Below are 22,785 nucleotides of genomic sequence, written 5' to 3'. Positions count from 1 at the left end.
TAAACCTTTGGTATTAGTAAATTGGTCTGATGGATTTATAAATACCTATTGGGCGGTGTTGTTTTTTAGGAATTGGGTCGGGGTTGTCCCGGTCAATTTTTTAAACGCAATATTAAAGGATGAAAGTGAATTAAATCCGCAATCATAAGCAATGCTGGCTATCTTGACATTATGGTTTTCGGGTTGCAGTAATCTGAACTTTACCTCCTCGATGCGGAAACCGTTCAAAAAATCGGGAAAGCTTTTACCGAGCATGTTGTTAACCACATGCGAAATAAGATAAGAGGGTTGTTTCATTTTCTTGGAGACGAGGTTCAGTGAACAGTTGGGGTCCAAGTATAATTTTTCGCGCTCCATCAATTGCTTCATCTGTTTAGCATACGCATCAAGCTCTTGAGCGCTCAAGCGAATGTTCTGATGTTTTTTGGAGACAGAATGTTTTAACAGGGAAGGGTTTTTAAAAAGCAAGAATGCCAAAAAGTAGACAAAAGGAAGGTAACTAATGGGTCCAAGTAAATATGGTGTCAATCCCAATATATAATTGGAGAAATATAAAAATTGCAACAATGCAGTACCTAGAACCAAAGCCGCTATCCAAATAAGAGATGACCTGCTTAAGCTTACTTTCTTCTTTTTAGAACCAAAATGGATTCCCAAAATTACTATCCCAGCCAAACTATATCCCATTTGCTGAAAAAGCAGGGCGGTATAGCCCCCAGCATACCAAAAGTTGTCCAAGGATAACATTCCAACATAGAACAGTAAAACAAGACTTGGCACAAAATGGATGAGGCTCCAGTTGGACCACTTTCTAGGAAACAAAAAATGAAGGATGTACAAAAACAGGGCAGGCCCTGAAACCGAGTGGGCCATAAATCCAATATTGATCAACCACAAGGGAGACGTATCCAAGTACACCCAAAGAATTGATTTGGCCAAGCGGAATGTGATAGCCAGAAAGAATAACCCCAAAAGTAGATTCTTGAAATCCTTTTTTCTTTCAAAGAAACTATAGAAAGACATCAGCAAGCTTTGTGCAGCTCCAAGTCCGGTGATAAACACCTCAATTTCCTTGTCCAATTTCAACGTGCGCATCACTCAAATGTAATCAGAAATTGTGGATGTTGTCTAAACTGGAATTCAACTTTAAGATAGATTTATAAATCCCTGAAACAAAAAGAAAATCAAAACGTAAAAGAAGCAGTCCTTTTAGAATAACATTGTTATTTTTGTTCTGATTATCGAACAAAATAATAGTTCTAAAATAGAAATATGAATCAATATGATGTGGCCATTATTGGCTCTGGACCTGGAGGATATGTAGCGGCAATCCGTTGCGCCCAGCTGGGAATGAAAACCGCAATAATTGAAAAATATGGAACCCTTGGAGGTACCTGTTTAAATGTTGGTTGTATTCCATCCAAAGCGCTTTTGGATTCCTCACATCATTATGAAGATGCGGTCAAACATTTTGAAGAGCATGGCATTGATATTCCTGGCGAAGTCAAAGTGAATTTAGGGCAAATGATCAATCGAAAACAGGGTGTTGTTGATCAAACCACTAAAGGAATCCAGTTTTTGATGGATAAAAATAAGATTGATGTATTTCAAGGCGTTGGAAGTTTTAAAGATGCCACACACGTCAATATCAAAAATGAGAAGGGAAAAACCGAGACCATTGAGGCAAAGCATACCATTATTGCTACTGGTTCTAAACCTTCTACTTTGCCATTTATCAAAATAGATAAAGAACGAATAATCACTTCTACAGAAGCGTTGAAACTTAAAGAAGTTCCCAAACACATGATTGTTATTGGCGGTGGAGTTATCGGATTGGAGCTGGGTCAGGTATACAAGCGTATTGGAGCTGAGGTCACGGTTGTTGAGTATTTGGATAGAATTATCCCGGGTATGGATAGTGGACTTTCCAAAGAGTTGATGCGGTCTTTGAAAAAGCAAAAGATGAAGTTCAATCTTTCTCACAAAGTAAAGTCCGTTGAACGTTTAGGGGATGAGGTCGTGGTAAAGGCAGATGACAAAAAAGGGAAAGAAGTTGTTTTAAAAGGGGACTACTGTTTGGTTTCTGTTGGTCGAAGACCTTATACCGATGGATTGAATGCTGAAGCCGCCGGAGTAAAATTGGATGATAGGGGACGAGTAGAAGTCAATGAACATCTTCAGACCAATGTTTCCAATATTTATGCCATCGGCGATGTGGTTAAAGGAGCTATGTTGGCCCATAAGGCTGAAGAAGAAGGTACCATGGTTGCTGAACTGCTTGCTGGTCAAAAACCACATATCGATTACAATTTGATCCCTGGAGTGGTTTATACTTGGCCAGAGGTTGCCGCAGTTGGTAAAACCGAAGAAGAACTTAAAGAAGCTGGTGTTTCATATAAAGTGGGGCAATTTCCGATGCGGGCATTGGGGAGAGCTAGGGCGAGTATGGATATTGATGGCTTCGTAAAAATATTAGCGGATAGCGCTACCGATGAGGTATTGGGTGTACATATGATCGGTGCACGTTGCGCAGATTTGATTACCGAAGGTGTTACCGCGATGGAGTTCCGCGCTTCTGCTGAAGATATGGCACGTATGAGCCATGCACACCCAACTTACGCTGAAGCTGTCAAAGAAGCTGCGTTGGCGGCCACGGACGATAGGGCTATTCATATCTAAAAAATAAGAGGGGTAACTTTAACTCCTTACCGTTCTAAGAAACTTTCTAAGCAAGACTTTCGCTCGTACGGAAACTTCTCTTAAAATAGGGCTGGATACCTTTTTAAGTTCCGTGGTTAGATTTTTCACAAAACCAACGGCCTGGGTACCTTGAGCTTTAATTTCAGTTTCATGTTTATTGTATCTCAACGCCAAGAACGTACAGGCTGTCATAAACATTAGTGCACCTAAGATTACGGTACTGGGGTTCAATGAATGATGCAAAAAGCGATATAATCCAAGTCCTGTAAAGCTTCCATAGAGGATGATGAAGTGAATTATGTAAATAGATAAGGTGCTTGCACCAATATTTAAAACTGTTTTGTTGGTCATGAGCTTCCGGAACAACATGAAAATGGCAAAAGCCACAAAAACATCTCCAAGGCGAATAAACAAGTAATTATTGCTTTCTATTAGCCTAAATAGCTCAATGCCGCTAAAATCATAAAGACTTATAAACCCTAAAGAGGAAAAATAGACCAAAGTGAATCCCACAACTGTTGCTATGGAAATTGCGACGGGGTACAAATACTTAAAATCTTTGAACCTGGTGAACATTATAGAAATAAACCCACCAATGGTGGCATATCCCAACCAAGGAATTATGGTAAATACGGAACCATTGGCCTTGGTAAAATAGTTGGCCAATGCATTTGGTAAAAAAGAAAAGGACCACTGCTTGTAAATCGGTTCAAAAAGGAATAACAGTATTGTAATTCCCACGAGCAAGCTTGGAAAAAGATATTTCTTTTTTTCTGCTGCAAAAAGGTAAACACCGATCAATACTAAAATTGAAAGGCCGATACAATGCAATACATCCACCAAATAGAATGAATCATATAGTTCACCGCTAAAGAGCCCAAAAATGTTCATTCGAAGCAAGTAACCAATAAGTAAAAGCTGAAGCCCACGGCGGATTCCTTTTTTTACCCTCGGGTTTTCCAATCCCTTTTTAGGAACCCTTATCAATAAGTAAGTGAAAATAAAACCAGAAACCGTGAAAAAAACCGGGGCAGTAATTCCTCTGAAGTACAACCAAATATTGAACATCAAATTATCCGTATCCCTAAAAACTGGGTCCAGAAGTCCATCTATAAAATGACCTTGGAGCATCATTAAAATGGCCCATGCCCTCATGGCATCAATAAAGAACAATCTGGTGGTCTTTGAACTCATTTACATCTAAAATGATTATCTATATACTTGTTTGACAGCAAGTTTGGATGTTTCACGGGTCAAAATTAGCCAAAATACTCGCATGTAATACCCAATTACGGTATTTTAGCGAAACAATTAAAATTTTTCCCATATGGCTGCAATTTTGGCACTCGCAGGAAGTAATTCTTCAACATCCATCAATTACAAATTGGTAAAACACACCGTGTCTTCCATACAAAATCATGAAATACAACTACTTGACATGTCAAAATGCCCTTTTCCGATGTTCAGTGAGGATGAGGAAAAACAAAACGGATATTCCAATGCTTTGGTGGAACTCAAAAACGATTTTCAAAAGGCAGATGCAATTATCCTTTCGGTAAGCGAACATAACGGAAACCCCTCGGCATATTTTAAAAATGTATTGGATTGGTTATCTCGATTGGAGCGCAAATTTCTACAAGATACCAAAGTATTGCTGATGTCAGCTTCTCCTGGCGGAAGAGGGGGAGTAGGTTCCTTGGGTGTTGTACAAGGGATGTTGCCACGATTCGGAGCGGAGATTGTCTCCACATTTTCACTGGCTTCCTTCCACCAGAATTTTGATGTGCAAAAGGGACTTACCGATGAAACGCTAAAAAGTCAACATCAAGAGGCATTGAAGGCGCTTTTGGAATCATTAAAATAAACCAGTTGCGCAGGCACCGTTCTTACCAAATTTCATCACATTCCAATTATAAGAATGCCTTATTGGATTGGTCAAAAGACCATGAAATTGTTGCTTGGATGGATAGTAACGAACACCATGATAAGTACAGTTCATATGATGTTTTGTTGGCAATTGCTAGACAGACCGATAAGTCTGTTTTTGAGGCAAAAAGCATCGATGATGTGCAAAAAACCATCGACAAAGAGAAGGATTGGTTGTTTGGATACATTTCATATGATATAAAAAATGAAACAGAAGAACTCCATTCCAAAAATATTGATGGATTGGATTTCCCAGAGCTTTACTTCTTTCGGCCTGAGAAAATCATCTACATAAAGGATGGGAAATTAATTTTCTCGTATTTGGAAGAACTGCAACATGAGATTGATGACGATTATTTACAAATCCGGTCGCTTTTCCATTCCAAAAACACCAAATCCCATCTGACCGAATCCGTTCGCATAAAGATGCGAATTCATAAAGATGGCTATTTTGAAAAAGCGAACAAATTTCTTGACCATATCCACAGAGGCGATATTTATGAAGCCAATTTTTGTCAGGAATTTTATGCCGAGGAAACTACGATTGACCCCTTGGAAACGTATAAGAACCTAAATCGAATTTCGGAACCTCCTTTTGCCACCTATCTTAGGATAGGGGATAAATATTTATTGTGTGCCTCGCCTGAACGTTACTTAAAGAAAGAGGGACAAACCTTGGTTTCCCAACCGATAAAAGGCACAGCTGCTAGAGGAGAAAGTACCTTGCAAGATGAGGAACTCAAGCATAAACTGGAAAATGATGCAAAGGAAAGAGCAGAAAATATCATGATTACGGACCTTGTTCGAAACGACCTTTCCAAAAGTGCATTAAAAGGCAGTGTAAAAGTTGAAGAGTTGTGTAAGGTGCATTCGTTTAAACAGGTACATCAAATGATATCAACCATAACGGCCAAGGTTCCCAAAAGCAAAAAACCATTGGATTTGATAAAAGAAACTTTTCCGATGGGAAGTATGACAGGTGCTCCTAAAATTTCTGCAATGAAGATCATTGAGGATTTGGAAGAGACCAAACGCGGATTGTACAGTGGTACCGTTGGTTATATTGACCCAGAGGGAAACTTCGATTTTAATGTGGTCATCAGAAGCATTTTATATAATGATAGCCGAAAGTATGTGTCCTTTTCCGTTGGCAGCGCAATAACTTCAAAATCAAATCCTGAAAGCGAATATCAAGAATGTTTGTTAAAGGCCAAGGCAATGCGAAGCGTGTTGGAAACCAGCAAAGCTTAATTGTTACTTTTGCAGTATGTTGACCCAGTTCAAAAATAATCTTCAAAAAAGCTTCCCCTTTCTTAAGAAAGGAAAATTACTGCTCGCCTGCAGCGGTGGATTGGATAGTATTGCCCTTACCCATTTATGTTTCAAATCCGAACTGGATATTACATTGGCCCATTGTAACTTTAATCTTAGAGACGCCGAAAGTGATGGTGACGAGACCTTTGTGAAAAAGTTAGCTTCTAATTTGGGTATTCCTTCAATTACCAAATCGTTCGATACCAAAAACTACATTCAGGAAAATGGCGGGTCGGTACAAATGGCCGCACGGGAACTTCGATATCAGTGGTTTGAGCGCTTATTGGAAACAGATGGTTTTGATTATGTTCTTACCGCTCACCATGCCGATGACAACCTGGAAACTTTCTTGATTAACCTGTCCAGAGGTTCGGGAATTGAGGGACTTCGTGGAATCCCTGAGCAAAATAATAAGATAGTGAGACCACTGCTAGGTTTTTCCAGAGGTCAAATTTTGGAATATGCCAAATCTGAAGGAATTGACTGGAGAGAGGACAGTAGCAATCGGGAAAGCAAATACTTGCGCAACAAAGTGAGACATGAAATAGTGCCAAAATTGAAAGAAATGCATCCCACTTTTCTAAATAATTTTATCCAAACCCAGACCTATTTGGAACAAACCAACTCTCTTGCAAAGAATCATGTTGAAGCGATAAAAATACATCTGTTTGAAGCGGAGGAAGAACGAATAAAAATCAGGATAGCCGAACTGTTGCAGCTTAAACCACTCGACGCTTATCTCTATCAACTTTTTCACGAATATGGTTTTACCGATTGGAACAGCGTAAAAGACCTTCTAAATACCATTAGCGGAAAAGAAATTGTATCCAAGACCCATAAATTATTAAAGGATAGGGAATACTTGATACTTTCCAAACTGGAAAAGGAAGAACAGGAGTTTTTCTTAATTGAAGAGGGCGTTGGGCAGATAAACAGCGCGATCAATATAAAAATGGAAAAAGTTGGATCTCTTGAGGAAAGTCCGAAAAACATAGCTTTTTTCGATAAGGAAAAGTTAAACTATCCGTTAATGTTAAGAAGATGGGAAAAAGGCGACTATTTTTATCCTTTCGGGATGCAAGGAAAAAAGAAGCTTTCCAAGTATTTCAAGGATGAAAAATTGGATACCATATCTAAAAAAAGACAATGGTTGTTATGTTCCAACAACGAAATTGTCTGGGTTGTGGGCATGCGACCAGATAATCGTTTTAAAGTGGATGAGTCTACTAAGAATATTATAAAAATTACATTTTCAATATGAAGTTCCTATCCATTGTATTTGGTTTCTTTTTGGCCATAGTTCCCCTAATGGGTCAGTCGGAGGATAATCCGGCAGTTTGGAGTCATGAGGTGAAAAAACTTTCTGATTCTGAATATGAACTGATATTCAAGGGCAAAATCCAAGAAGGGTGGCATGTGTATTCCCAATATACCGCCGAAGGAGGTTCTTTGCCAAGTGAATTTACTTTCGAAAAATCAGGCGAAGATTATGAATTACTTGGTACGACAACTGAGAGTGAGACCATAAAGGAGTACAGCGATATTTTTGAAGTAGAAGAAACCTTTTTTAAACATGATGCTATTTTCACCCAAAGGATCAAACTACTAAATCCAACAGTCAAGCAGATTACTGTCAACCTTTTTTATCAAATATGCAAGGAAGTTTGTATTCCTATGGATGAATTATTTCAGGTTTCTTTAGATGGGAACGCTTTTGTGGCAACCCAAAAAGAATTGGATGAGAACAGCATTGCCTTAGGGCAATCGTTACAATTGGACTTAAAAAATAAAGGCCTCCTTAATCAAGGTGGACTCAGTGAGGTGAATGGAAGCACTGGCCTGTGGATGGTTTTTGGATTGGGATTTTTGGGTGGACTCATCGCTTTGTTAACACCCTGTGTGTTTCCAATGATTCCCTTAACGGTGTCATTTTTTACCAAGCAATCACAAAATAGGTCTAAAGGAGTGGCCAATGCCATTTTGTATGGATTTTTCATTGTTCTGATTTATTTCTTGCTAAGTCTTCCTTTCCATTTGTTCGATTCGGTAGATTCTCAGATTTTGAACACCATAGCGACGAATATTTGGTTGAATGTATTCTTCTTCTTGATTTTTGTGTTTTTTGCCTTTTCCTTCTTCGGATATTACGAACTTACCTTGCCCAGTTCATGGGCGAATAAAATGGATGCGGCCTCGACCAAAGTAGGAGGGGGCTTGGGCATATTTTTTATGGCACTTACCTTGGCCATCGTGTCCTTTTCTTGTACAGGCCCAATTTTAGGTGGACTGTTGGGAAGCACCACCTTGGCCGAAGGCGATGTAGCAACAAACCTATCCGCCGGAATGGTTGGCTTCGGTCTTGCACTGGCATTGCCGTTTGCACTTTTTGCGTTATTTCCTGCCTGGTTAAACTCTTTGCCCAAATCAGGAGGTTGGATGACCACGGTTAAGGTTGTTTTGGGCTTTTTAGAACTTGCTCTGGCATTCAAATTTCTTTCCAATGCCGATTTAGTGGGCAATTGGGGAATATTTAAAAGAGAAATCTTTTTGGGCATTTGGATTTTGTTGTTTGTTTTAATGACATTATATCTATTTGGGTTGTTCAAGTTTTCTCATGATGGGCCAAAACGAAAATTATCTCCAACACGAAAATTCGTAGGCCTGTTAAGCGCAGGATTCTCTGTCTATTTGATCTTGGGACTGTTCAATATTACCAATCTAAAATTATTAAGCGGATTTCCTCCACCGGATTTTTATAGCGTAATAGAAACCGAAAGTGATTGTCCGTTAGGCTTGGATTGTTTCAAGGATTTTGATGAAGGTGTGGCCTATGCCCAAGAAGTTAACAAGCCCATATTGCTCGATTTTACGGGATGGGCATGTGTTAATTGCCGGAAGATGGAAGAAAATGTTTGGAGTGACTCTAAAATATATCCCTTGATTCGTGATGAATATGTGCTTATTTCATTATATGTCGATGACAGAAAAGAACTCCCTGAATCGGAAAAATTTGATTTTAAGTACGATTCCGGTCGAATAAAATCCATTGAGACCATTGGGCAAAAGTGGGGCACGTTCCAGACCGTAAACTTTAATGCAGCATCGCAACCTTATTATGTTCTTTTGTCTCCAAACCTTGAAGTTTTGAATGATGCCGTGCAATATGTGGATATCGATGTTTATGAAAAATGGTTAAAATCAGGTCTTGAAAAATACCATCTTTCAATGAACTCCAAATAGCCGCAGATTTCTCTCTTTATTTTATGTTGTTTGGAAAATAGTTTAATTTAGACTAACTATTTACAATTAACCAAAGATCCCCACAGTGAAGAAATTCAAGAAAGTACTTTTAGTACTTGCCGGCCTGCTTATACTCGTAATTCTTGGTGTTATCCTTTTTGTTCAAAGCCTCAAGCCTGATTATAGTGGTAAAAAAGCACTTTCCGGCTTGGAAAACAAGGTAGATGTGTATTTTGATACCTACGGTATCCCGCACATCTATGCCCAATCTGAACCTGATGCCCTTAGAGCATTGGGCTACGTACATGCCCAAGATAGACTTTGGCAGATGGAACTCTTGAGAAGATTGGCAAAAGGACGACTCTCCGAGGTTTTTGGTCAAGATTTGGTTGAAACAGATAAGTTCTTTCTTTCATTGGGAATCGATGAACATACCTCAAAAACGGTTTCCGGATTGGATATGCAAAGTGAAATGGCTGTTCTGTCCAGCGCCTATCTAGATGGGATTAATAAATTCATAGAAGAAGGACCCACACCTGTGGAATTCTACCTTACTGGATTGGAAAAGGAACCCTTTGCTATGGAAGATGTTTATAATGTTGTGGGCTATATGGCCTTTAGCTTTGCCATGGCACATAAAACGGACCCCATGTTAACTAATATCAAGGACAACTTAGGGGAAGAATACATATCCAATCTGGCCATAGATTCAGACATTTCAACCGTTTGGATAAAAAACTACAAGAATGTTAAAGCAGATAGCTTAGGCAATACAATAGCACTGAATTATAAAAAAGCCTTAAAAAATCTACCTGTTCCCTTGTTCGAAGGAAGTAACAGTTGGGTATTGGCACCGGAGAAGACTAAAAATGGAAAAGTAATCCTTGCCAATGATCCGCATATTGGCTTTGCGCAGCCATCAGTATGGTATGAAGCCCATGTGAACACATCCAATTATGAAAAATACGGATATCATTTAGCCGGAGTTCCGTTTCCTTTATTGGGGCATGATAGAAATTTGGCTTACGGCCTCACCATGTTCGAGAACGACGATATCGATTTTTATTATGAGGAAAATCACCCTTCCGATAGTACCAAATACAAAACCGAGGATGGTTGGGAGAGTTATGAAGTTGTATCAAAGGAAATTAAAGTCAAGGATGGAGCAACCGTTTCCTTTACCTATAAAAAGACGAGGCACGGTCCGGTGTTGAATAATATTGCGAAGCAAATAAAAGGAGAACGTCCTATTTCCATGTCATGGATATACACCAAAATAGACAACGAAATCTTAGATGCACTTCATGGAATAAGTCATTCCAAAAATATTGACGAATTCAGCAGCGCATTGCCAAAAATACATGCCCCAGGTTTAAATGTGATGTATGGTGATGCTGAAGGTAACGTGGCATGGTGGGCTACGGCCAAACTATACCAAATGCCTGATAGTCTTTCCACCAAATTTGTTCTGGATGGTACCACGGGCAAAAATGAGCCAATTGGATATCTCGATTTTTCTGAGAATCCCAGCGCTATAAATCCGCCTTGGAATTATGTCTATTCCGCCAACAACCAACCAGATTCTATTTCGGGAATGCTTTATCCTGGCTATTATTTACCAGAAAACCGAGCCAAAAGAATTGTGGAACTGTTGGATGACAAAAACGATTGGGATCGCGAATCCACATCCAAAATGATATTGGATGTCACCTCTTCCGTAAACCCTGATTTGATTACGGAGCTTATCAAGCTTTTGGATGTCTCTAGCTTAAGCGAAGCGCAACTTGTGCAGGTCGATGCCCTTAAAAATTGGGATGGCAGCTACACTTTGGAAAGCACCAATCCGGCCTTGTTCCATCGATGTGAATATTATATGCTCAAAAACACGATGGAAGACGAACTTGGCCCCGAACAATTTGAACAGTTGTTGGGCACACATGTTTTAAAACGTCAGATTGCATGGGGAGCCAACATGAAAGAAGGAAAATGGTGGGACAATGTAAATACGACCGATATTGTGGAAACAAGAGATCAAATTGTATTGAAGTCCTTTGCAGATGCCTGGATATCCTTGATAAAAGACTTTGGGGAAGACCCAACACAGTGGACTTGGGGCAAATTACATACATTAGAGCACCAACACCCTATAGGCCAAGTTGAAAGTCTTAGGGAATTCTTTAATGTGGGACCTTTTCCAGTAAATGGTACCAGAGAGGTTATTAATAACATGGCCTTTCCATATGATAGTACGGGTCTTTATAAAGTAAATTCTGGACCATCAACCCGAAGGGTTATTGATTTTTCGGATATCGAAAACAGCATAAGTATTCTTCCCACAGGACAATCAGGAAACCCGTTCAGCGAACATTATGAAGATCAAGCAGAGATGTTCATCAATGGACAGTTCAGAAAAATGATGATGAACAAACAGGAGATTCAAGAGAATGCTGAATCCGTATTGGTTTTTACTGCCGATCAGTAATCAGAACCTGATATTTAATATACATAGAGGTAAACTCCAAAATTTACCATGAAATCCCTTATATACATTCATCAACCGAGAATGTACTTTTATCAAAATATCATGACTATTTTAATCGTTTTTTGACAAATTCGTAGGATTCGTAATTATTAATAGTATTTTAGATTCAGCTAATTCATTTAATCAATAAACACCCTTAATAAAACAATTTAATATCATGTTTGATTTTTTTAGGGCTGCTCTTATGCCATTTTTGGTATTTGGCGGAATCTTGCTGTCCTATGGACAAGAAGAAGCACAAATAGCCTATTATAATTCCTTTGACAGTAATGTAGGTATAGAAAACACCGATCTATATCAAGGTATAATTTATACAGAGAAATACCGAACCATTAATGAAAAGACCCAATTTTTCCAAACTAGGGAATTTCAATCAGGTAGCGTGTGTTATGACGGTCAATGTTATTACAACCTGGATTTGAAATACGATGTCTATGAAGATGAGGTTTTAATTCGATTGATTACGAGGGTTGGTGGAGGCACCCTTAAACTGGTCAAGGATTATGTTGAGAGTTTCCAGATTGATGGACATAATTTTGTAAAGATCCTTCCGAAAGACACCCCTTCTTTAGCCTCCTATGGATTTTATGAAGTGACCCACGAAAGTGCAACTTTCACCCTGTTTATTAAGCACACCAAAAAAAGTTTTGACAGAAAGGATAGAAAATCACTTTACTATGAATTTTTAGAAGGACAAGGTGAGAATGTGTTGCTTTATAAAGGTATGTACACTGTCATTAATTCCAAAAAGGATGTGGTAAACCTGTTTCCAAACCTTAAAAGAGAAATTGATAAATTTTACAATGTTGCCAGAGGCCTTCGAAAATCAAATCCTGATGGTTTTCGCATTAGCCTAATAAAACGTATTGAAATACTTCTATCCCAAACAACAAACCAATCAGAAAAATGAAAAAAGTTTTCGCTTTAGCCATGCTTCTTGCAAGCATGCAATATGTTGTGGCCCAAGAAATTCCAAGAGTCTCCGTTTCATTTACCAATGTGGACGTGTCTGAAGCTCTGTATGAGATTGAAAGCAAGACGGATTACAAATTCTTTTATTTGGAATCTTGGTTAGAAGGAATCAAGGTCAGCGGAAGTTTTCAAGACATGCAAGTAAGCCTTATTTTGGATGACTTGTTCAAGAATACCATTCTCAACTTTTACATTTCTGATGACAATAAGATTTTCTTGTTGCAGAACAATCAAATCTATGATAGTTTGCCCGATGATTTTTTTGGTAAAGAAGAACAGTTGACGGAGGATGAACCCGGTTACGAAGACCTTCAAGATTACGGACCCCTTTTTGTAAATACCGACGATGGTACCAACAGAGGGTTACAAGTGGTAAAGATTGGCAAAGAAAACCGAAACAACCGTAGAAGAACTTTTACCCTTAACGGCAAAGTTGTGAACACCGGTAACGGGAAACCTATTGCCGATTTGGCCATAATAGTACAGGGCAAGGATATCGGAACCTCTACCAATGCCAATGGAAACTATAGTCTGGAACTTCCGGTTGGTGAGAACATTATACAGACCAGGGGACTTGGTATCCAAGACTCCCGGACCAAGGTGATCCTATATAATGATGGGACGTACAATTTTCAACTTAATGAAAGTTTTGAGGTTTTGGACGAGGTTGTTGTTCAAGGAAATTTAGACCGAAATGTTGAAACCGCACTTACTGGGGTTACCTTGATTGAAGTAGAAAAAATCAAGAATATTCCACTTGTTTTAGGAGAAAGGGATATTTTAAAGGCTGCCATTACCCTCCCGGGTATAACAACAGCAGGAGAAGGTGCCGCGGGTTATAACGTGCGTGGTGGTCGAACAGACCAAAACCTTATATTATTGGACAATGGAGTAATCTACAATCCAGCTCACTTTTTTGGAATTTTCTCGGCTATAAACCCTTTTAGCACTGGTTCTGCAGAAATTTATAAAGGACATGTGCCGGCTGAGTTCGGTGGAAGGCTTTCTTCAGTTTTCGACATCACAACAAAAGATGGCAATACAGAAAAGTTCTCTGGTGAAGCTTCAATAGGTCCTGTTACCAGTAACATTGTGTTGGAGACCCCTATTGTTAAAGACAAGTCTGCGTTGTTGGTTGGCGGAAGAGCTACTTATTCAGATTGGATATTAAAAGCCTTGGATGATGAACAATTGAACAATAGCACCGCTTCCTTTTTTGATGTGGTGGCCAAATACAATCATACAATAGACGACAATAATGAGATTAAGGCCACTGGTTACTTCAGTCGGGATGAATTCAGTATTACCTCTGATTCAATATTCGATTATAGCAATAGACTGGTTTCCCTAAAATGGGATCACAAGTTTAGCGAAAAGACCACTGGGAGTCTTATTTTATCAAATAGCGAGTACAAGTTTGGAATAGAATTCGACGGGGAGTCCAATGATGATTTTGATTTGGGTTACAAAAACAGTGAGACCGAATTCAAAATCAAGATGAAATACTTGCACAGCGACAAGCATAAGTTTGATTACGGTATATCTAGCAAACTTTATATTGTAAATCCAGGAGATATAGTACCTCTTGGAGGAAATTCGGATGTCTCCTCGCTTACCATTCCAGAGGAAAGGGGCCTAGAATCGGCTGTTTTCATTTCAGACAGTTATGAGGTCAATGATAAATTACTGATTGATATTGGACTTAGGTATTCCTTCTATGCCGCTTTGGGAGCTTCCCAACAACGCATTTATCAGGATAATGCACCTAAAAACAACGGTACTTTGGTGGAAACCCAAGATTTCGATAAAAACGAGGTAATCGAAACCTATGGAGGACCGGAACTAAGGTTCTCCGCGCGTTACTTTTTAGCGCCAGATTTTTCAGTTAAGGCCAGTCTCAATAATGCTTATCAGTACATTCATACACTTTCCAACAATACTACGGTTTCGCCAACGGATACTTGGAAGTTATCGGATATTAATATTGAACCTCAAGAAGCCTATCAAGCTTCGCTTGGATTTTACAAAAACTTTGAAGGCAATAAATATGAATTGAGTTTGGAAGGTTATTACAAACAACAAAAAAACCTTTTGGATTATAAAGTTGGTGCCCAATTACTGTTGAATGAGGCTATTGAAACTGAAGTTTTACAAGGGGACGGTAAAGCCTACGGAATTGAATTTCTGCTCAAGAAAAATGAAGGAAAATTGAATGGCTGGCTGGGATATACCTATTCGAGGTCCTTTGTAAAGCTGGATAGTGAGTTTAATGAAGAGCGTGTAAACAACGGAGAGTTCTTTCCATCAAACTTTGACAAACCGCATGATATAAGTCTTGTGGCTAATTACAAATTTACGAGAAGGTTTAGCGCCTCTGCAAATTTTGTATATCAAACCGGAAGACCGGTAACCTTCCCCATCGGAAGTTTTGCGTTTAATAATTCAGAATTTGTGTTCTATAGTGATCGAAACAAATTTCGTATCCCGGATTACTATCGATTGGATTTAAGTTTCAATATGGAGGGAAATCATAAGATAAAGAAGTTTGCCCACAGTTTTTGGAGTTTTTCCATTTACAATGTGCTGGGAAGAAATAACCCCTATTCGGTATTTTTTGTCACCCAAGATGGAGATATAAAGGCATTTCAAAGCTCGATATTTTCTATTCCGGTTCCCACGATAACGTACAACTTCAAGTTTTAAGAACATGAAAGCGCAAAGTAAATATCTTTTTATTACGATGATTTTCCTTTCAAGTTGCATTGACCCCTTTGAGGCTACATTTGTTGATTTTGAAAGCGCTATCGTAGTAGAAGCCTCCATAACGGATAGCATGGAGCAACAAAGGGTATTTCTCACACGGACTTTTGAGTTTGAAGAAGAAAGCCCAGCACCCGAAACAAATGCTGTTGTTAGCGTGGAAGGTGGTGGCGACACCTATATATTTCAAGAAAATATCCCCGGAGTGTATGTGTCTAATGTAGCATTTGCAGCCCAACCCAATACAGCTTATCAATTGCGCATTGAGACCCAAAATGGACGAACGTATAGCTCAAGTCAGATGAACCTGCCAGCTACAACCCAGATTAACGAGGTAAGAGCCGAGCGAATCACAGATGATAAAGGAGTTGATGGCATTGCTATTTTGGTGGATAGTTTTGACCCAACTGGCAACTCAGTAAATTATCGATACGAATATGAAGAATCGTATAAAATTATAGCACCATTTTGGTCACCCCTGGATTTGGAAAAAGTTCCAGCAGACGAACAGACCCAAATTTGCGATGTAAGAAGAATTCCAGATGTAAGATCAGAACAAACTTGCTTCGCAACGGATATTTCCAATGCTATCATTCAAACCAGTACCTCAGATTTGGGAGAAGATAGGGTTGATGACTTTATGGTGAGGTTTATTCCGAGAGACAATTATATTATCTCACATAGGTATAGTATTTTGATAAAACAATTTATACAATCCAATGCTGCATTTACCTTTTATGAGACCTTGAATGAATTCTCAGGCAATGAAAGTCTGTTCTCAGAAACCCAACCAGGATTTTTGGAAGGAAATGTTTTTTCCGATTTAGACAGAAATGAAAAGGTGCTTGGCTATTTTGAAGTAGCTTCGGTAACCGAGCAACGCATATTTTTTAACTACGAAGATCTATACCCAGGAGAAGAGCTGCCCCCATATGTTGATCCATGTACGATAAATTCACCACCATTGGTTGCTGGATCAGCACCCCCAAGATGTGTATTGAGTACTCAGGTGGAACTTGGTCTCGTCGGTTATGTTAACAACAATGACAATCCTGGACCAAGCGAAGGCCCTTTTTTAGTGGTGCCTAATGTTTGTGGAGACTGTTCCGAAATAGGAAGCCCTGAGCCCCCAGAATTTTGGATTGAAGAATAGATGAACAAAATAGTTGCAATGAATTTTGAAACTAAATTGAAAAAAGGAGTTTTTATTATAGCAAGCATGTTGTTTTATGGTTGCATAGAACCATTTGAAGCCACTTTTGTTGATTTTGAAAGTGCGCTCGTAATTGAAGCAACAATCACAAATGAACTAAAACAACAGCAAGTTGTACTTTCACGCACCTATGAGTTTGAAGCGGATGGTCCAACCGCTGAATCCAATGCCAATGTAAGCGTAAGTGATACATCTGGAAACACATACATATTTGAGGATATGGGTAATGGAGTATACCTTTCCAATCAAGATTTTGCCGCTCAATCAGGGGTGTCCTACCAACTTTCCGTAACCACCCAAAATGGCAGAAGTTATGGTTCTAGTTCAGTACCTTTTGCTCAAGGAACATCGATTGACCAAGTTTCCGCCGAGCGTATTACAAATGACGATGGAATCAATGGTATGGCCATACGGGTAAATAGCTTTGACCCCAATGGGAGCTCAAAAAATTATCGATATGAATACGAGGAGACGTATAGAGTAATTGCGCCGAGTTGGGATCCAACTATGCTAATTGGTGATCCCGCTCCAGATAGTGGCTGTAATGTGATCAAAGTAAATAATGAGATCAACGAACAAATATGTTACCCTACAGATGTTTCAAATAGCATAATACTCACATCAACCGATGATTTGGAGGAAGATAGAGTAAGCAACTTTATGGTACGATTTATTCCGAGGGATAATTATATTATCTCACATCGCTATAGTATTTTGGTTAGACAGTTTGTCCAGTCCAACGAAGCCTTTATTTTTTTTGAGCGCCTAAATGAACTTTCAAGTTCAGAAAGTTTGTTTTCGCAGATTCAACCAGGATTTTTACAGGGAAATGTTTTTTCGCAGGACAATGAAGAAGAGCGGGTTTTGGGTTTTTTTGATGTTAGCACCGTGTCTGAGCAACGAATTTTCTTTGATTATGATGACTTTTATCCCGGTGAACCTTTACCTCCCTATGTTGAGTCTTGCGTACCAAGCGCTCCACCCATTGCGAGTATAGGCGGGTGCATTGTCCGTCCAATTATAGAAATAAGAGCTGGAGTGTACGCGGGTGACAATGATGATATGCAGGTTGGGGAAGGACCCTTTTTTATCGTCTCACGTGTTTGTGGAGATTGTAGTGTTTTAGGAACTTCCGAAGTTCCAGATTTTTGGATTGAATAAATTTGAATTATGAAAAATGTTAGTATCGTACTTGTTGTGTTATTACTGAGTTCAATGTCCATCATTGGTCAATTCTCAAATACAAAAAACTCAAGTTCTTTCGCCAACTTGCCAAAAGAGCGTGTTTATGTCCATCATAATGAATCGCTATTATTCTCGGGAGAATATCTTAAGTACAAGCTGTATTGCATTGACAAAAGCACAAAAGCGGCCAGCGAGATAAGTAAAGTGGCCTATGTGGCGCTTATTGATAAAAGTGGAAAATCGGTATTTACTCATAAAGTGCGACTAAATGATGGTTCGGGATATGGAGACTTCTTTATTCCAACATCCGTACCTACGGGAAGTTATAAATTACTTGGTTACTCTGAATGGATGAAAAACTTTGAAGAATCAGGTTTCTTTCAGACCAATGTGCACATCATCAATCCGTATCAGGTAACGTCAGAATCTTATTTGGAACCAAAAATGGATTCCCTGCAAGAAGCCTTGGCTGCAAATGTATCAATTCAAAAAAGCAAGGGCAAGGATAACAAAGCCGTTAGAAGTGCTTTCTTAGATTTGAGCCTTGATAAATCCGAAGTTGGAAAAAGGAAAAAAGTAGCGGTTAATATTACCGCAGATAATTTGGCATCGCAACAAGGTGATTATGCAATTTCCGTGAGGAAGATAGATTCGATTCCATCACCTGAGCGGATTAGTTCTTTGTCCTTTTATAACAATTATGTACTTAAAGGGACAAACAAAGCAAAACCTGGAGCCAAAATCACGCACATTCCGGAGTTAAGAGGAGAGGTGATATCTGGAACCATAGTGGATAAAGAAGGAAAGCAACCAGTGGCAGGGCAGCGGATCTCACTTTCATTGCCAGGAGACAAGTTTTTGTTGAAGGTGGCAACTTCAGATGCCAATGGGAGGTTTAAATTCATTACAGAACGTGAATATGACAACGCCAATGCAGCATTGCAGATACTTTCTGATGACTGGGACCAATTTGAAGTTACTTTGGATGGTCATGATTTACGCATCGGGGATATGGACTATTCAGACTTCCAGCTATCCAAAAAACTGAATGCGTATATCCTACAAAAAAGCGTTCAAAACCAAATCGAAAATGCCTTCAAGGAAAAGCGGCCGGATTCTATTCTTTCTGCCCAACACATGGCACCATATTACAGAGCTTTTACTGCCTCTTACAACCTTGATGATTATACTAGGTTCAACAGTATTCAAGAAACCATTGTCGAAGTGGTAGATCAAGTTTCCATAAGAAGATTGAACAATGGAGACCATGTTTTTGAAATAAGACCTGATGAAGGCTTTACAGATCTTAGTTTGTTGCCCATGGTTTTTGTTGATGGTCTTTTCTTAAAACGTCATGAAGATTTAATGGACTATAGCGCGAAGAAGATTAAGAGTATAAGCTTTTCACGAGATAAGGTGATGTTGGGTTCCCAGGCTTTTCAAGGAGTGTTGTTTTTCAAAACAATGGATGGTGGTTTTTACAATGATTTTTATGCCCCACACATTCAAAATATAGAACTATTTAAACCACAACCTCAAAAAGAATACTTTAATCAAGAATATTCTGCAAATATGAAGGATGATCGCACCCCGGATTTCAGGCATCAACTCCTTTGGAATCCAAACCTTGATGTGTCCAATGGAAAAAAAGAGGTGGTTTTCTACACATCCGATGTTGCAGGAGAGTATGAGTTAGTTGTAGAAGGGTTTACATCAAATGGAAACCCGGTATCCGTCAAAGAGCGGTTCGTGGTTAAATAAGACTACCCTATTTTTTGGGCATAGTAACAAGAATTTTCGTTCTATGCTCGTGAAAATTTATGGCAGTGCTGTATTCGGGGTCGAAGCCCAAACCATTGTAGTTGAAGTCAATATTGACAAAGGAATTGGATACTATTTGGTAGGTTTACCCGATAATGCAATTAAGGAAAGTAATTATCGTATCGCAGCCGCTCTTCAGAACAATGGCTATAGAATTCCTGGGAAAAGAATTACCATAAACATGGCCCCGGCTGATCTTCGCAAAGAAGGTTCAGCCTATGACCTTACTTTGGCGCTTGGTATTCTAGCGGCATCCAATCAAATAAAGTCAGAAAGCATTGAATCATATATTATTATGGGCGAACTTTCTTTGGACGGAAGTCTTCAACCCATAAAAGGTGCTTTGCCCATAGCTATTAAGGCCAGACAGGAGGGCTTCAAGGGGTTTATTCTTCCGAAGGAAAATGCTAAGGAAGCTGCCGTTGTGGATGGTCTGGATGTATATGGAGTGGAAAACATTAGCGAAGTGATTGATTATTTTGACAAGGGAAAACTGCTTTCGCCAACAAAAGTGGATACAAGAACCGAGTTTTACAAACACCTAAATTTTCCCGAGTTTGATTTTTCTGATGTAAAAGGGCAAGAAAGTATAAAACGTTGCATGGAAATTGCGGCTGCCGGAGGTCACAATGTTATTCTAATAGGTCCCCCGGGGGCGGGAAAAACCATGTTGGCCAAGCGCTTACCTTCTATTTTACCGCCAATGACACTTCATGAAGCCTTGGAGACTACTAAAATTCATAGCGTTGTTGGAAAATTGAAGAATGTTGGATTAATGAGTCAACGACCTTTTCGAAGCCCACACCATACTATAAGCAGTGCCGCGTTGGTTGGCGGTGGGAGCTATCCGCAACCAGGAGAAATCTCATTGTCACATAATGGTGTGCTGTTCCTTGACGAGTTGCCGGAATTTGAACGTAGGGTTCTTGAAGTAATGCGACAGCCGATGGAAGACAGGGAAGTGACCATTGCAAGGGCAAAATTCTCTGTAACCTATCCGAGTAGTTTTATGTTGGTCGCAAGTATGAACCCAAGCCCGTCAGGCTATTTTAATGACCCTGATGCACCGCTTACTTCTTCGCCATCGGAAATGAAACGTTATCTAGATAAAATTTCGGGTCCTTTGTTAGATAGAATAGACATCCATGTAGAAGTTGCTCCCGTACCCTTCGAAAAATTATCCGGGAATAGCAAAGGTGAAACAAGCGGTGATATCAGGAAACGGGTTATTACCGCAAGAGAAATTCAAACCCTCAGATTTTCGAGCTTTAAAAATGTGCACTACAATGCCCAAATGAATACCAAACAAATTCGAAAGTTTTGTGTGTTGGGCAATTCTTCAAACGATTTACTTAAAAAAGCAATGGTCCGATTGAACCTTTCCGCAAGAGCTTATGATAGAATATTAAAATTGGCCAGAACGATTGCCGATTTAGAAAATGTTGAAGACATTTCAAGCAATCATATATCCGAAGCTATACAATACCGCAGTTTGGATAGAGATGGTTGGTTAGGATAAAACCTAGTTGAAGTAATCTTTTATCTTAACGGTTTTGTGGAATTTTTTAAATAAAATTATTGCAAAGTAAAGGGTTAGTGGTTTAGCGCTCAGTTTTCTTTTGAATTTTTGAGATGATTTGTTATAGTAGTCCGTAACGCTATATATTTTTTTTATACCTTCTTGTTTAAGCAAGTTATATGAGCAAAACCTTAGATAGGGTGCAAGATTTTTACCCCTGAAATTTTGGTAGGTATACATATTTAGAAGATAAACTTCGTCATTTTTCAAGTGAAATCTTTTCTTTCTATAAGTGAAATTTTTATACTCAATGCACATGACTGCAGCTATTTGGCTATTTCTATCCTTTAACCCAATGATTTTTAATCCATCATTATACCGTTTTACTAATTTATTTGGACTAAAAAAACTTATGTTTTTTAAGCTTTTTATATCTTCCAAATCCAAAAATCCAAAATTGTATTCTTCTTCATTTCCTTTTACTTTTGGAGGGTCAACAGGGTCAACTCCTTCCTGAACCCAATAATAAAGCCCGATATCTATCCCCATTTTTACTAGAATGCCTCTTAACGTCATAAAAAGTAATCCATGTCTTACCCTAATAAGCAAGAGTCTTAGCCTATAAAACCTACTTTCTTCTTTGACCTCGTTGCTATTCAATGTGTCTCCCATAACCGTTTTCTCCATTTAGTAAATTCATATTCTTCCTAAATTCTTGAGGTGACATAACATTTCTTTCGTTTGCATGAGCAATGGTATGAATCCGTTTAATCAAATCAGCATTGGATGCCAGTTTGGTGCGTTTACGGTCATACCAGATATTATCCTCAATACCAACTCTTACACCACCACCCATTGCGATGGCAATTGAATTCATTTTTAGCTGTTCATTCCCAATTCCTGCCAAACTCCATAAAGAATTTTCAGGAAGATCATTTAACATCACCCCGACATTAAGCAGATTGGCTTGTGCGCAAGCAATATTTCCCATAAGAAGGTTGAAATAAAAAGGAGGTTGTAAGAGGCCTTTTTTCTCCAAATATTTAGCATAGTTTATCATTCCGATGTCAAAAACTTCCAACTCTGGAACAATTCCATTTTTCAGCATGATCGCTGCCAGGTCTTGAATCATTTGAGGTGAGTTAACACTGGCCGTGGAATTAAAATTTAATGAACTGAGTGTTAAACTGCCCATATCTGGTTTTAGGTTTCCATCTAAAAAAAGTGGGTCGGCCCGTTGCTCGAGTTCAGAAAAATTACGTCCACTTAATGAGACACAAATCACCAATTGGGGCACGTACTTTCTAATACCTTCTATAATCCGCCCATATATTTCTTTTTTGTAAGTAGGAGATTCATCAACCTCGTTTCTGGCATGCAGATGAACCATGGTAATACCAATTTCAGAGACTTCCAGCACATTTTCCACAATTTCAGAAACACTGATAGGAACATGAGGGGTCATTTCCTTGGTTGGAATCATTCCTGTAGGTGTGAAATTAATTATTAAATTTTCTGTCATGGTGCTATAATTTGGTAGTGCTAAGGTATGATGTATTGTGTAAGATGAGCTTTATTATGGATAGACTCACA

At 38.9% G+C, this 22,785-nt stretch carries 16 protein-coding genes; 12 read left to right on the top strand and 4 right to left on the bottom strand.

The genetic code is table 11. The features are described 5' to 3' along the window. Positions 1 to 45: 45 nt before the first annotated feature. The gene (locus tag IAG46_RS03305; protein WP_190808893.1) at positions 46 to 1,095 is read right to left on the bottom strand and encodes an AraC family transcriptional regulator; all 1,050 of its coding nucleotides are present in this window, start codon (positions 1,093 to 1,095) and stop codon (positions 46 to 48) included. Positions 1,096 to 1,272: 177 nt separating this feature from the next. On the opposite strand from IAG46_RS03305, the gene lpdA reads away from it, so the two are divergent. Beyond that, a complete protein-coding gene (lpdA, locus tag IAG46_RS03300; RefSeq protein WP_190808892.1) occupies positions 1,273 to 2,679 on the top strand; it encodes a dihydrolipoyl dehydrogenase in 1,407 nt (468 codons plus the stop codon). Between the two features lie 18 nt (positions 2,680 to 2,697). Here the strand turns inward: lpdA and IAG46_RS03295 are convergent, their stop codons facing one another. Beyond that, positions 2,698 to 3,894 carry an acyltransferase family protein gene (locus IAG46_RS03295; protein WP_190808891.1) on the bottom strand — a complete coding sequence of 399 codons (1,197 nt, stop codon included), beginning with the start codon at positions 3,892 to 3,894 and terminating at the stop codon, positions 2,698 to 2,700. A 133-nt stretch (positions 3,895 to 4,027) separates the two neighbouring features. Here IAG46_RS03295 and IAG46_RS03290 point away from each other — a divergent pair, with 133 nt between their 5' ends. The 11 genes from IAG46_RS03290 (at position 4,028) to IAG46_RS03240 (ending at position 21,192) form a co-directional block, all read left to right on the top strand. After that, the gene (locus IAG46_RS03290) at positions 4,028 to 4,564 is read left to right on the top strand and encodes an NADPH-dependent FMN reductase (RefSeq protein WP_190808890.1); all 537 of its coding nucleotides are present in this window, start codon (positions 4,028 to 4,030) and stop codon (positions 4,562 to 4,564) included. A gap of 5 nt (positions 4,565 to 4,569) precedes the next feature. Next, positions 4,570 to 5,877 carry an anthranilate synthase component I family protein gene (locus IAG46_RS03285; protein WP_223826566.1) on the top strand — a complete coding sequence of 436 codons (1,308 nt, stop codon included), beginning with the start codon at positions 4,570 to 4,572 and terminating at the stop codon, positions 5,875 to 5,877. A 16-nt stretch (positions 5,878 to 5,893) separates the two neighbouring features. Next, positions 5,894 to 7,201: a tRNA lysidine(34) synthetase TilS gene (tilS, locus tag IAG46_RS03280; protein WP_190808889.1), complete on the top strand. Its 1,308-nt coding sequence runs from the start codon at positions 5,894 to 5,896 to the stop codon at positions 7,199 to 7,201. Next, positions 7,198 to 9,180: a thioredoxin family protein gene (locus IAG46_RS03275; RefSeq protein ID WP_190808888.1), complete on the top strand. Its 1,983-nt coding sequence runs from the start codon at positions 7,198 to 7,200 to the stop codon at positions 9,178 to 9,180. The genes tilS and IAG46_RS03275 overlap by 4 nt, the downstream gene beginning before the upstream one ends. An 85-nt stretch (positions 9,181 to 9,265) precedes the next feature. Further along, positions 9,266 to 11,662, top strand: coding sequence for a penicillin acylase family protein (locus IAG46_RS03270; protein ID WP_190808887.1), 2,397 nt, complete (start codon positions 9,266 to 9,268; stop codon positions 11,660 to 11,662). 217 nt (positions 11,663 to 11,879) lie between these two features. Continuing rightward, a complete protein-coding gene (locus IAG46_RS03265; RefSeq protein WP_190808886.1) occupies positions 11,880 to 12,632 on the top strand; it encodes a hypothetical protein in 753 nt (250 codons plus the stop codon). Further along, positions 12,629 to 15,397, top strand: coding sequence for a carboxypeptidase-like regulatory domain-containing protein (locus IAG46_RS03260; protein ID WP_190808885.1), 2,769 nt, complete (start codon positions 12,629 to 12,631; stop codon positions 15,395 to 15,397). Before IAG46_RS03265 ends, IAG46_RS03260 begins: the two co-directional genes overlap by 4 nt. A 4-nt stretch (positions 15,398 to 15,401) precedes the next feature. Then, entirely contained in the window at positions 15,402 to 16,607 is a 1,206-nt protein-coding gene (locus IAG46_RS03255) for a DUF4249 domain-containing protein (protein ID WP_190808884.1), read from the top strand. An 18-nt stretch (positions 16,608 to 16,625) separates the two neighbouring features. Then, a complete protein-coding gene (locus tag IAG46_RS03250) occupies positions 16,626 to 17,828 on the top strand; it encodes a DUF4249 domain-containing protein (protein ID WP_190808883.1) in 1,203 nt (400 codons plus the stop codon). Between the two features lie 9 nt (positions 17,829 to 17,837). Continuing rightward, on the top strand, positions 17,838 to 19,613 hold the full coding sequence (locus IAG46_RS03245; protein WP_190808882.1) for a carboxypeptidase-like regulatory domain-containing protein: 1,776 nt from the start codon (positions 17,838 to 17,840) through the stop codon (positions 19,611 to 19,613). 43 nt (positions 19,614 to 19,656) lie between these two features. Next, on the top strand, positions 19,657 to 21,192 hold the full coding sequence (locus tag IAG46_RS03240) for a YifB family Mg chelatase-like AAA ATPase (protein WP_190808881.1): 1,536 nt from the start codon (positions 19,657 to 19,659) through the stop codon (positions 21,190 to 21,192). A gap of 3 nt (positions 21,193 to 21,195) precedes the next feature. Here IAG46_RS03240 and IAG46_RS03235 read toward each other — a convergent pair whose 3' ends face one another. Further along, positions 21,196 to 21,879 (bottom strand): hypothetical protein, encoded by a 684-nt coding sequence (locus IAG46_RS03235; protein ID WP_223826565.1) that lies wholly within the window; start codon positions 21,877 to 21,879, stop codon positions 21,196 to 21,198. Then, complete coding sequence (locus IAG46_RS03230) at positions 21,845 to 22,714, bottom strand: 3-keto-5-aminohexanoate cleavage protein (RefSeq protein WP_190808879.1); 870 nt, start codon at positions 22,712 to 22,714, stop codon at positions 21,845 to 21,847. Before IAG46_RS03230 ends, IAG46_RS03235 begins: the two co-directional genes overlap by 35 nt. Positions 22,715 to 22,785: the final 71 nt, after the last annotated feature.

It is taken from the genome of Flagellimonas sp. S3867 (genome assembly GCF_014698935.1).
GTDB lineage: Bacteria > Bacteroidota > Bacteroidia > Flavobacteriales > Flavobacteriaceae > Flagellimonas.
The sequence above is the reverse complement of the archived record's forward strand: the minus strand, read 5'-3'. Positions and strand labels throughout refer to the sequence as shown.

What these genes read in the sequence shown, in the direction of transcription:
- IAG46_RS03305 (WP_190808893.1), bottom strand. Translation starts at nt 1,095, where the DNA reads ATGCGCACGTTGAAATTGGACAAGGAAATTGAGGTGTTTATCACCGGA.
- lpdA (WP_190808892.1), top strand. Translation starts at nt 1,273, where the DNA reads ATGAATCAATATGATGTGGCCATTATTGGCTCTGGACCTGGAGGATAT.
- IAG46_RS03295 (WP_190808891.1), bottom strand. Translation starts at nt 3,894, where the DNA reads ATGAGTTCAAAGACCACCAGATTGTTCTTTATTGATGCCATGAGGGCA.
- IAG46_RS03290 (WP_190808890.1), top strand. Translation starts at nt 4,028, where the DNA reads ATGGCTGCAATTTTGGCACTCGCAGGAAGTAATTCTTCAACATCCATC.
- tilS (WP_190808889.1), top strand. Translation starts at nt 5,894, where the DNA reads ATGTTGACCCAGTTCAAAAATAATCTTCAAAAAAGCTTCCCCTTTCTT.
- IAG46_RS03275 (WP_190808888.1), top strand. Translation starts at nt 7,198, where the DNA reads ATGAAGTTCCTATCCATTGTATTTGGTTTCTTTTTGGCCATAGTTCCC.
- IAG46_RS03265 (WP_190808886.1), top strand. Translation starts at nt 11,880, where the DNA reads ATGTTTGATTTTTTTAGGGCTGCTCTTATGCCATTTTTGGTATTTGGC.
- IAG46_RS03260 (WP_190808885.1), top strand. Translation starts at nt 12,629, where the DNA reads ATGAAAAAAGTTTTCGCTTTAGCCATGCTTCTTGCAAGCATGCAATAT.
- IAG46_RS03255 (WP_190808884.1), top strand. Translation starts at nt 15,402, where the DNA reads ATGAAAGCGCAAAGTAAATATCTTTTTATTACGATGATTTTCCTTTCA.
- IAG46_RS03250 (WP_190808883.1), top strand. Translation starts at nt 16,626, where the DNA reads ATGAATTTTGAAACTAAATTGAAAAAAGGAGTTTTTATTATAGCAAGC.
- IAG46_RS03245 (WP_190808882.1), top strand. Translation starts at nt 17,838, where the DNA reads ATGAAAAATGTTAGTATCGTACTTGTTGTGTTATTACTGAGTTCAATG.
- IAG46_RS03240 (WP_190808881.1), top strand. Translation starts at nt 19,657, where the DNA reads ATGCTCGTGAAAATTTATGGCAGTGCTGTATTCGGGGTCGAAGCCCAA.
- IAG46_RS03235 (WP_223826565.1), bottom strand. Translation starts at nt 21,879, where the DNA reads ATGGAGAAAACGGTTATGGGAGACACATTGAATAGCAACGAGGTCAAA.
- IAG46_RS03230 (WP_190808879.1), bottom strand. Translation starts at nt 22,714, where the DNA reads ATGACAGAAAATTTAATAATTAATTTCACACCTACAGGAATGATTCCA.